The organism is Sutterella wadsworthensis 2_1_59BFAA (genome assembly GCF_000297775.1).
Classification (GTDB): Bacteria; Pseudomonadota; Gammaproteobacteria; order Burkholderiales; family Burkholderiaceae_F; genus Sutterella; species Sutterella wadsworthensis_A.
The window spans coordinates 341,620-352,570 of sequence record NZ_JH815516.1 but is presented as its reverse complement, the minus strand read 5'-3'; the positions used below and the strand labels follow the sequence as shown (position 1 = coordinate 352,570).

Annotated in this window: 7 protein-coding genes and 3 pseudogenes; 7 read left to right on the top strand and 3 right to left on the bottom strand. The window is 56.5% G+C overall.

Annotation, left to right across the window (positions count from 1 at the left end; translation table 11 throughout):
• Positions 1-189: 189 nt before the first annotated feature.
• The 4 genes and pseudogenes from HMPREF9465_RS07315 (at position 190) to HMPREF9465_RS07305 (ending at position 3,263) form a co-directional block, all read left to right on the top strand.
• On the top strand, positions 190-1,254 hold the full coding sequence (locus HMPREF9465_RS07315) for an IS110 family transposase (protein ID WP_005435559.1): 1,065 nt from the start codon (positions 190-192) through the stop codon (positions 1,252-1,254).
• Between the two features lie 865 nt (positions 1,255-2,119).
• A complete protein-coding gene (locus tag HMPREF9465_RS07310; protein ID WP_038006971.1) occupies positions 2,120-2,653 on the top strand; it encodes a sulfatase-like hydrolase/transferase in 534 nt (177 codons plus the stop codon).
• A gap of 212 nt (positions 2,654-2,865) precedes the next feature.
• Positions 2,866-2,958: pseudogene (locus HMPREF9465_RS14050) on the top strand (helix-turn-helix domain-containing protein); the annotation flags it as partial.
• Positions 2,916-3,263 carry an RNA-guided endonuclease TnpB family protein gene (locus HMPREF9465_RS07305; protein ID WP_331270984.1) on the top strand — a complete coding sequence of 116 codons (348 nt, stop codon included), beginning with the start codon at positions 2,916-2,918 and terminating at the stop codon, positions 3,261-3,263. The pseudogene HMPREF9465_RS14050 and the gene HMPREF9465_RS07305, both read left to right, overlap by 43 nt.
• Positions 3,264-3,741: 478 nt before the next feature.
• On the opposite strand, the gene HMPREF9465_RS07300 is transcribed toward HMPREF9465_RS07305, so the two are convergent.
• Positions 3,742-3,981 (bottom strand): helix-turn-helix transcriptional regulator, encoded by a 240-nt coding sequence (locus tag HMPREF9465_RS07300; RefSeq protein ID WP_005435553.1) that lies wholly within the window; start codon positions 3,979-3,981, stop codon positions 3,742-3,744.
• Between the two features lie 374 nt (positions 3,982-4,355).
• Here HMPREF9465_RS07300 and HMPREF9465_RS07295 point away from each other — a divergent pair, with 374 nt between their 5' ends.
• Positions 4,356-5,003 carry a hypothetical protein gene (locus HMPREF9465_RS07295; RefSeq protein ID WP_005435551.1) on the top strand — a complete coding sequence of 216 codons (648 nt, stop codon included), beginning with the start codon at positions 4,356-4,358 and terminating at the stop codon, positions 5,001-5,003.
• A 514-nt stretch (positions 5,004-5,517) separates the two neighbouring features.
• Entirely contained in the window at positions 5,518-7,902 is a 2,385-nt protein-coding gene (locus HMPREF9465_RS07290; protein WP_005435550.1) for an autotransporter outer membrane beta-barrel domain-containing protein, read from the top strand.
• Positions 7,903-8,151: 249 nt separating this feature from the next.
• Here the strand turns inward: HMPREF9465_RS07290 and HMPREF9465_RS07285 are convergent.
• Positions 8,152-9,006 (bottom strand): annotated as a pseudogene (locus HMPREF9465_RS07285) (iron-containing alcohol dehydrogenase); the annotation flags it as partial.
• A gap of 532 nt (positions 9,007-9,538) precedes the next feature.
• On the opposite strand from HMPREF9465_RS07285, the gene HMPREF9465_RS07280 reads away from it, so the two are divergent.
• Complete coding sequence (locus HMPREF9465_RS07280; protein WP_005435548.1) at positions 9,539-10,297, top strand: MipA/OmpV family protein; 759 nt, start codon at positions 9,539-9,541, stop codon at positions 10,295-10,297.
• Between the two features lie 302 nt (positions 10,298-10,599).
• Here HMPREF9465_RS07280 and HMPREF9465_RS13725 read toward each other — a convergent pair.
• A pseudogene (locus HMPREF9465_RS13725) lies at positions 10,600-10,951 on the bottom strand (hypothetical protein); the annotation flags it as partial.

Below are 10,951 nucleotides of genomic sequence, written 5' to 3'. Positions count from 1 at the left end.
GCGCGCATTTTAATTAGATGGTCAGCTCCAGAAGGGGCATCGAACACCGGAGACCATCAATGCAGAACTTGACAACTTGCAAACAAAAGAAGCACTCTCTCTTAAATCTCGCTTCTGGCCGAGAGTACCGCGGCATCTAAGTGCCAATGAGTCCAGTGAAAACTCAAACGATAAGAGGAGTGCTTCGTCATGAATACTACACAAGTTTTTGAGAAACGCAAGATTGCCGTTGCGATCGGCATCGACCTGGCCAAAGACCATTGCGACGTTGTTGCATACAATGCCGACAACAAGATCTGCTTCACCAAAGCCAACTGGGCCTACCCGCACCTTATGGAATGGCTTGCAAACGCACAGCCTGCAGTTGTCCTGATGGAGTCATGCAAAGGTTGCCATGTTCGCGCACGTGACATTGCCGATCTCGGCCATGACACCCGGCTCGTCAAAGGGGCTGATGTCAAGGCATTGCGCAATGTTTGTCAAAAGAACGACATTCGAGATGCGGACTACATTGCCAGGCTCCTCTACGTCCCCGGCACCAAATTCGTCTTCGTGAAGAATCAACGCCAACAGTCGCTGCAATTCCTTCAGAACGAGTACAAGAGCATTCAGGAGTTGCGGATCCAGGTGGGGAATCAGATCCATGCCGGTCTCGAAGAGTTCGGCTGTCCCGGACCCAAGTCGAAAAAATTCATCCAGTCTCGCATGATGGCTCACCTTGAAAAGAATGTGGAACCGATTCCTGAGGAAGTGATGTCGTCTTTTCTCCGACGACGCGAGATGTGGCTCAACCTGTTCGAGCAAGAGGAGGAAGCCAAAAAGCGCATGGAGGAGATCGCCAAGACGGATGACGACGCCCAACGCATTATGACCGTACCGGGGGTTGGTGCTCAGACGGCAGTCGGAATGTTGGTGCACATCGGAGGCGACATCGGGCGGTTCAAAAACAGCGGGCAGTTTGCCGCCTCCATTGGGCTTGTTCCAAAGCAGAACAGCACCGGTGGCAACACCACGCTAAACGGCATCACAAAATGCGGCCCCAAGAGGCTGCGAGCGAATCTGGTGCAATGCGGACAGGTAATACTCATGCACGCCGATAAGCTGAAAGGGAATTTTGGCGATTGGGTTCGAAAGTTGCGAGACAGCGGCAAGAAACGAGGTGTGATTGTCTGTGCAATTGCAGCCAAGATCGCCAGAATTGTTTATCGCCTGATGAAGGACAAGGTAGATTACACACCCGTACCGAGCCGTTAAAGGTACGGATCGCGCATAGCGATCATCGGCAATATTCCGCCAAGGACTACGAAGGCAACTACTAGTGATGAATCGTGCTCAACGCAATAGAGTGATGCTGAGTGTTCTGATGTGATATCGCCTTGATGGCATTAATCACGCCATTTTTATAAAGCACCTCTATTGTCCCGAATCTCACTATGTCGGCGGAGGCTTAGGAATGAATGCCTCCTGACCGCGGATGTATTTCAGTGAAGCCCTTTCTTCAACTTCGATTATTGTTGAAAGCGGTTCTTCTGGTAGAAGTCTGAACGAAGTCACTAGCGCGTTCCGCGCTAAAGATTTGGACGGGATCGAAGACTGATGACAGCTAATTGTGCGCGAGTCGATGTAGGCTCTCGAGCGTCTCTCTAAGCGCTTTCCAGGCAGGAGAATGGGGAATTTAGCCTATTCGTGCGCCAACACGCGACGCCGGAGCTTCAGACCATCGAGTTACGTTTTCAGAATGTGGCTTCGCCACGGAATTGAATGAGGGCGCGCGTTTGGGTTTGCGCGCCCTCAGGGGGAAGCTGTACCCTAAAAGCGACACCCAACCCTTGCAAAAAGGGAGCTGACCATGTATCAGAACACGATCCCATCCACCACCCATGACGGCGTTCTGAAGGTTGCAGCCGAAGCTGAAGCTCTTGCGCAGCCGACGGCGGTCTTGATCTCCGGTGATGATCGGTAGATTGATGATGAAGGATTTCGTGCTCATGGGAGTACCTTAGCACAGGGGGTGGAAAGACACACGCCTTTCATCGGGGACAACTAAATAGATTGGAAGAGAGAGGTTTGCCGCATTCCTCCATCCGAATGAATTCGGAGGCTTCCTGCGGCTGTTTCTGTGAACCACGAAGCCAAACAACTGGTCTTTCTGCATGTCCTTGGTTGTCACAGCAACTATGAACAGCGATATCCGTCCTCGTATGCCTCTCGGGACGGCGAACCGAGCGAGGATTATGACAATGCCGTCCGCTTCAGCGACGATTTCACACGACAGGTATACGAATATCTCCGAACCAGGTCGGATTTTCAGGCACTTCTCTTCTTTTCAGACCATGGCGAAGATCCGAAACACGGTCATACACTCGATCCCTTCACCTGGAAGATGGTGAGAATTCCCTTGTGGGTCGCATTCTCTGATGGTTTCATTCAGTCGGCACCGGAGGCAGTTCAGGCGCTGAAGGAGAACGTCGGCAAATTTTTCACCAACGACATGGTTTTTGACCTCGTCTGTGGTCTTCTCGACATACAGGATCAACCTTACTACGAACCGCACAACGATCCTGCATCTCCGTCATATTCTCGTACTCTTCGGGACCTGTCGACGATTTCCGGAAAATATCGAATTGCGGATGATCCAAATCTTGTCCAATGAACAGAATCCGTCGAATCAATCAGGATCATGGACTTCATGAAGCTGAATCATGTGCGTCCAGATTTGACGGCTGACTCAGCCAAATCCGCCAGGAACCCTCGCCTCGGTGAGGCGGGGAGGAATGGCGGAAAAGACGGCGAAATGCGAGGCATACGCCAAAATAGGAAGCCTCATATAATCAAATATCAATTCCTTTCCTGCCTCTATCACGAATGATCCGCGCCATCCGAGTTCGACTCTATCCGACACCCGACCATAAGAAATATCTGGCCGGCCTTTTCGGTGCTGTGCGGTTCTGCTTCAACAAGGCGCTGTATCTCATCTTGCAAAGGCGATTGCCGATGCAGGATGGGGTGAATTCATGCGCCAGTGCGAATACAAGGCGAAGCATGAAGGCAGGATCTTTGCAAAGATCGGCACCTTCTATCCGTCTTCGAAGACGTGTTCCGCTTGCGGTCACAAGCTCAAGGACCTGAGCCTTGCAACCCGCAGCTGGACGTGTCCGTATTGCGGCGCACATCATGACCGAGACCTAAACGCCTCCCTGAATATCAAACAGGAAGGCATAAGAATGTTGAAGGCGGCTGGGATGACCGTCTTGCGCTCGTAACGTTACGAGCTGAAGCCTGTGGAGACATGTAAGACCCGAACGATTGTCCGGGCTATGTTGAAGAAGCAGGAAGCCTCGCCCGATTTGTTTTCAAATCGGACGGGGAGCGGTCACCACCTAATGATGCGTAGCAAGATTGCTGTCGAAACCTTTTCCGGGATTCTGCAGACAAGTGGCTATCCTGCGAATGAGCAGACTCGAAGCAAGTGTCAGGGATCAGAACAACAGTTGGCTGGTCTTGGATTCCACAAGGCAGCCCGCTTGGCACCAGGACTCACTTGAAGTTCATTCGGAGCTCGACGGCCGAGACACAAGACTGCTGACTATGTGACGGACAAACAAGCTATTCGTCAGCGTGCTGAAAAGTGCAGCCGAACCCAGAAGAAAACAAAAGGGCAGGGTCAGGTGGACAGCCTGCCTTTTAGGTTTCCATCGATAACAACAAGAGGGTAGGTTGACGGCAAGTCCTCTCAAGCCATTACTTGGCGTACTGGGCGTACAGGTTCTTGAAATACTCCCCGGAGACGCCGAAGACGCGGCCGAAGCGTTCGGCATCGTCGTCCGTGAGCGGACGTTCGTCTTTGATGATGGCTTCGATCTCGGCGACCGGGATGCCGGAGGCGGAGGCGAGCTGCAGCAGGCTCATGCCGTTGCGGTCAATGAAATCGCCCTGAAAGATCTTGCCAAACGATTCGAGAGGGGCGGCGGTATTGGTCATTCTTGTTCTCCAAAAAGACGAGCGCCCGACTGGCCAGGCGTGAGCTTGAGCTCGAACGCATTCGGACCTCGGGCGCAGGATTTTGTGCCGGCGTTGGCGGGCATTAAGGGAAAAGATAAGGATAGCAACTTTTGCCGCAAAAGTGTAGGATCTCGGCTCAATTTCTCTCTATCTGCATGATAACAGCGCCATTACCTCTGCTCTACCTGAGGTTTTATGAGTCCAAAATGTTCGGGGTAAAGAGGCCCCCATCTTTGTCGCGCGTCTAAGCGTTCAGGCCTCTTCTGTTCGCAACCTCAGGTTTTGACGCATGGTGCCGTATTCCGGGACTCGTTGATTTCGGCGTTCCGTTCACGCAGAACGGAACGGTCGTCATGAGCGAGAAATATGACGTCTTCAGGCCCAACCGCGAGGTCTCCGACAGCTTCAAGCTGCGTCCTGACGGCTATGCCGACTTTGTCGAGTATCACTTCAAGCACCTGAGTCCCGACGAACCGACGGTTGAGGTCACCCGCGTCCATGTGCCGGGCATCAGGCGAGCGGAGGTTGACAAAGCTGTCGCCGTCTATGTGGACCAGATGGCCAAGTCGAGCGGCGAGGCGTTCGTCAAGAAGGGATCCAACTATCTGTCCGAGACCTTCGACATCATTGTCGACGGCACGAGCATCGCCGTCATGGTTGCACCTGCGGTTGCTCAGGCGGCCGAGATCGAGGCGCTGATGAAGCGCAAGGACTATCGCATGAGGATCGGCGCCGTGACGCTCGGCATCGACAGCAAGGGCGACTTCTTCCGGACCGTGCCCCGGGACGAATACAGCGGAACCGGTTGGAAGAACAGCAAGCCCGAACTCGTCATCGAGGTGGTCGAACGGCTCAAGAACCGCATCGCCGTGAACGCCTCGCTCGGGAATCATGTCAACGTTGAAGACGCCAGCGCGTCGAGAAGGGCACTGATTGCGAAGATCCGAACCGAGATCCACGATTATCCCGCCAAGCCCGAGCTAGCGAAGGGACTCTTCTGATCACCGGACACAGTATCCTGAGGGCACGGTTGCGCCACGCCGGGTAATGCCCGATCCCTCCATTCTCCTTCCCATCCTGTCCAGTCCGCGTGGCCCCTCGTCATTGCCGCGCACCCGCCGGGCAGCCCTGCATGAACATATCGGAGCAAAGAGGAGAACGACGGAACCTCACAGTCATCCCATCTCAAACATTCTTCAGGAAGAGACGGATGTTGTCCTCAGTGTCAAAAAGGCGACACATCCGCCTTTCGTCTGGACTAACGTCTGGTGAGACCAATTGACATTGAAGGTATTGGATGTCAATTTCCAAAACGCCTCTCTCATCGTATTTTCGGGTTCTTCTCCGAAGTTTCGCGGCACGAACAGGGTAGAGCAAAGACAACAATCTAAGGGTTTTTCCCCCCCCCCGTCGGCAATTTCTTTAAAAATAGAGGTATGCGAAACAGGCGAACCCGAAACCGTTCTCGTTAAGTGCGGAATTCTTCATGAGGGTTCGCCCCTACTCGGAGGCTTTATGCAAAAGACAATCCTCGCCGTCGCCCTTGCCTCGGCATTCTCCATGGGCACCGCTTGCTCTGCAGACACGAACGTCAAAATTCTTCAAGGTCAGGGTATCGACCCGCTCCTCGAAGGCAAGTACCAGCTCGGCGGTGACTACACGCTCGACGGCATGACTGAGTCCATTGCCTACAAGGCAAACATCGACCTCAACGGCCATAACCTGACGATCACCACCGACGGCAGCGTCGAGAATGACAAGGGCACCCAGAGCGGCGATTATGCGTTCCAGAACCTTACCATCCATGGCAAGGGTAATCTTGCGCTCACGGTGACGGGTAAAGACCAAATGGCATTTGGTGTTGACAGCGGGTCCAGCCTGAAGGCCGACAATATTGCGCTGACCAGCAAGAATGGTTTCTGCATCTGGTCTGAAGACAATGGCACGAAGCTTGATATTGCCACCAATGATCCGACCAAGGGGATCATTGACATCAAAAGCACCAATGAGGCAGCGATCTACGTTTACGGAACAGAGACCAAGATCAACATCACCGATTTTGCCGTGCTGAACGTCTCAACCACTTCCGTCAACAATCATGGAAACGCGATCAACCAAAACGGCGGGGAGCTGAACATTAGCGGCGGCAAGGTCTACCTGTCGTCGGACAAGCGCACCGCCTTTGTGAGTCAGGCCGCAAATGCGGAGCATCCCTCCAAAACAACCTTCAACGTGAGCGAGCTTCACGTCGACGCCAACATCAATTTGCCTGAAGACGAAAGTGGAATTGAGCGCAAGACCGGCGCTTTTACGGTGAGCGCAGGCGACGTCACCGTCAATGCCGACGTCTTCACGGTCAAGGTGACGGAAAGCGAGACCAATAAGAAGAAGGACATCTCCGCGCTGAACATTTACGACGGTCAGTCTGCATCCTCTGACTCGGACCCCGTTCTTACAGTCAACACGAAGAAGACGGCCATCACCGGCGACGTCGTTGCCAAGGCCGGCACTTCGACCATCAAGTCCGAAACGCTTCAGGTCACGGGCGACTTGACGATTCAGAAGAAAGCCTCCATGCCGCTCACCTTCAGCGGCAAGGACTCCTTCCTCACGGGCCAGGCGAACATCGAAAAGTCCACGGCTGACAAGGGCAACAACACGCTCACCTTCAAGGAAAACGCCGTCTGGACGGTCAAGGGCGAAAGCTCCGTTGACGCCCTCGTCGTTGAAAACGCCACGGTCGACATTTCCGCCACGGACAAGAACGTGACGGTTGCCTCGCTCACGGGCAAGAACGGCACGATCGTCATGGACGCCGCTGGCGAGAACAGGCTCACGGCGACCACCAACACCGTGAAGGAACTCAAGGCAGTAGCCTCGAAGACCGCCGACTACGTGACGACCGAAGAAGCCGCCAAGATGCTTGACCGCATCAATGCTAAAGGTGCCACGATCACGGGCGAAGTGAAGGAAGGCGACTACAACGGCTCAATCATCGTCGACCAGCAGGGCAACACCGTCACGAAGACGAACACCCTGATGCAGGACGTCCTCACGCTCAACGGCGCCACGACGCTCAGCCTCAACCGCATCCTCTCGAACGACATCAGGAAGCGCATGGGCGACGTCCGTTCCGCTGAAGGCACGACCGGCGCCTGGGCACGCTGGGACGGCGGCCGCCTCTCGGGCGGTGCCGTTGAAAACGACTTCAACACGATCCAGGTCGGCGTCGACACGCTGGTGCCGAACCAGAACTTCCGCGTCGGTTTTGCCGGCAGCTACACCAACGGTGACGCCGACTTCACGCGCGGTTCCGCCGAAATGGACGCCTGGTCGCTTTCCGCCTACGGCCTCTGGTACGGTGACAACGGCATGTTCGCCGACGTGATCGCTCGCGTCGCGAAGGCCGAGACCGACGTCACGGCCGACGGCGCCGCGAAGAAGGGCACGCTCGAAAACTACGCCTACAGCCTGTCGGGTGAGTTCGGCTGGCGCTTCAACCTCTCCGAGCAGTTCTACGTCGAGCCGCAGAGCGAACTGACGTGGACCTACATCGACGAGGACGACCTTCACCTCGGCACGGCCTCCTACACGTTTGACTCCATGAACAGCTTCATGGGCCGCGTGGGCTTCGCCACCGGCATGAAGTGCCCGAACAACAAGGGCGACGTCTACCTGCGCGTTTCCGCAGTCCATGAGTTTGCGGGCGACCGCAAGATCACGGGCGCCAACGGCGCAACGCTCGAAGAGGACGGCAAGGACACCTGGGTTGAATACGGCATCGGCGCCAACTTCAACCTGACGCCCAACACCTACTTCTGGGCCGACGTCGAACGCACCGAAGGCGCGACCCTTGACGAAGACTGGCGTGCCACCATCGGCGTGAGGCACGCGTTCTGATCTACGTGACGAAAGAGTGACGTCCATGGGATGAGCTGACGGCTCAACTCGAACTGTCACCTCCAACCTCGCCCGAACGTTTGACGACGTTCGGGCGATTGTCTTTGTCAGGAAGGAAGAGGAGCATGCCCAACAGCGTGGGATGAGAAAGACCGCCGTGGATACTCTCCGCTGGCGGCGTTTCCTTTGCTCTCACCCGCCAAACCGATCGAGCAAAAGGGCGGGAGCTTCTTCAGATTTTCAGGGTTCTCAGAGGCAGCGCTTCAGCACCTCCACGACGTCCTTCCTCGAGAACGGAACAGGAAAGGCTTCAAGCGGCGCAAACCAGTGCTTCTCGATGTGCTCGGCCATGGCCTCGAAGTGCGTGTTGTCGATGCCGTTGCAGCCGAGCGTGCTCGCCCAGAGAAGTTCGGATCGAGCGTTGAGGTCGGCAGGATTTTCGAGCACGACGGGCGTGTTGCGGATCACCGTACGCAGGATGCCTTCGATGAGACCTTCGGCGACGGGAGAGATGTCCTTCACGAAGTACTGTTCCAGGTAGTGGCTCATGATGTCGCAGTAGCCCGCAACGGTCTGGCGAGCGGGAACCGTAATCGTATAGGCCGGATCGATGAAGGAGACGACGGGCCAGAGCAGGTCGCTCGCGAGCGGAAGCTTCTCGTTGGTCTCGATGTTCGAGATGACCGCACTGTTGTCGTATTCGCTCCCCGTGGCCGCGATGGTGTTGACGGTCATGAGGGGAAGGGCGTCTTTCACGAGACTGTTGTCGAGCACGAGCTCCCAGGCAGGTCCGTCATGTCCGGCCGCCGCGCAGATCGCCTTTGAGGCGTCCATCGTCAGACCGCCGCCGACGGCAACTACGAGATCCACGCCTTCAGCGCGGCAGAGGGCAGCAGCGCGGTCAACCGACGTCACGCGCGGATTGGGCTCAATCCCTGAAAACTCGACGACACGAACGCCTGCAGCTTCAAGGGCCTTGAGAACTGCGTCGAGCTCCCCGTTGCGGCGCACGCTGCCGCCGCCCGTGACGACGAGCGCCGTTTTATACCTGCGTGAGGTAAGTTCGTCAGCCATGTGGTCGGCCACGGCGCCGACGCCGAAATGAAGCTTCGTGGGTTAATGGTAGGTGAAGGACTGCATGAGCCGGTCTCCTTGTTCGTGGTGTGTGCGTTGCGGACGGCTCCGGCACTCGGCCCGCCCTCCTTCATGCAGGGAATTCTGCACCTCACGGCTTTGGTGTCATTGCCCGTTTCTCTCAACGACTTGCCCAAAGTTCTTGAATTGGACGTGTGGCAAAAAAGTCACGCCGCAAGCAGGAATTGTGCAAGCTAGGGGAAATCCCTTAGTTCCGGGATCCAGACTGGCGCTGAAAACAGGCCGATCTACTGCCGGAGCCTCTCGCAGAGGGGAAGACGTCCGATTCGTGATTCCCGCTGTAGTCAACGTGAAGCCGACGGCGCTTCACGAGCGGGGGAAGGGCATTCTCGGCATTTCGTCGTCTTTGTACGAGAGGCGCCGTTGCTGTATAGTGTCGCCTCACTGAACAAACGTTCATTCAGCAAATACCTCCCTGACGCAGTGCGACAGGGGTTTAGGATTTCCAATCCACAAGAAACCACAAAAGAAGACATACATCATGAAGCTTGCCAGCAAGTTCAAGACCGCCACCGTTCTCGGCGCCGTGTGCGCCGCCTTCGCCGTTCCCGCCCACGCCGAATTCACCGGTTCCGCCGGTCTCGGCGTTCACGTCTGGGACGGCGGCTACCGCGACACGGACGCTCAGGTCTGGCCGATCCCCGCAGTCGACGTTGAAACCGATCACTTCTACTTCAAGGGTCTCGAAGCCGGCGGCTTCCTCGTCAAGACCGACGCCCACCGCCTGATGCTCGGCGTCTCCTACATGGGACTCGGCTTTGACGCCGGTGACTCGGACGACGCCCGGATGAAGAAGCTCGACGACCGCGACGGATCCTTCTTCGCCAACGTCACGTACGCCTGGCGCAGCCAGCTCGGCCAGATCACGGCCAGCATCGGCGCCGACATCTCCGGCAAGTCCGAGGGCTTCATGAGCGACGTGAGCTGGATGAAGCGCTTCGACGTGGCCGGCTTCGGCGTCACCCCGCAGGTCGGCGTTCTCTTCACGAGCGAAAAGTTCAACGACTACTACTACGGCATCTCCCACGCCGAATCCAAGCGCAGCGGCCTCGACGCCTACAGCGCCGATGCAGGCGTCTCCCCGTACTTCCGTCTGATCGGCGACTACCGCATCTCCGAAAAGTTCAGCGTCTACGCTGAAGGCACGGTCCGCTCCCTCTCCAAGGAAATCAAGGACAGCCCGATGGTTGACGGCGACATCGCCTACGGCTTCGGTGCCGGCGTTTCCTACCACTTCTAACGAAGTCGCAGGGCCCCCCCGTTCCTACAGCGCATTCAGGAAGGCCGCATCTCTCCACAGGGACGTGCGGCCTTTTCGACGTCCGGGCATGTCCCCAACGCCGTGGGTCCCGTATCCAATCCGGAAGCGGGACCCGCGTGCATGTGGATCAGTCCGGTAAATCAGCCCTGAACGATCAGGTCCTTGACGGCGAAGCCCGGTACCCGGGCGAACCTGCAGCACGAGGCGCAGCTCAAGCCGACGGCGTAGGGTTCATCGACCGTTCCCGTGTCGACCCGAAAGGACGACGGGTGGAAATGTGTCTAAACAACCTCGCCACTGAAGTGGGAGGGTTTCGATACAGTCGAGGCTTTTCGCCTCGGGGTTGTTCCCGATTTGCTGTCACTCCGACCACGAAATCCTTGCTGACGCAGCCCTTGTACGGCAAGGGTCGGAATCCCCCGCCGTCGGAACCTCCCGAACTCGCGCTCGGTGATCCCTTCTCGGGCTTGAATGACTACGACACCGGCGTCAAGCCAGGCTGTTACTCCGGCTAGAACGGCCTCACGGATCCGTTCCGGGGCGTAGATTTGTTTTTCAAGATCTGCGTACAACAGATTCAGACAAGCCGCCGCATCGCGGTCGATCCAGCGATCGTCGTCATCGTTGCCCAAT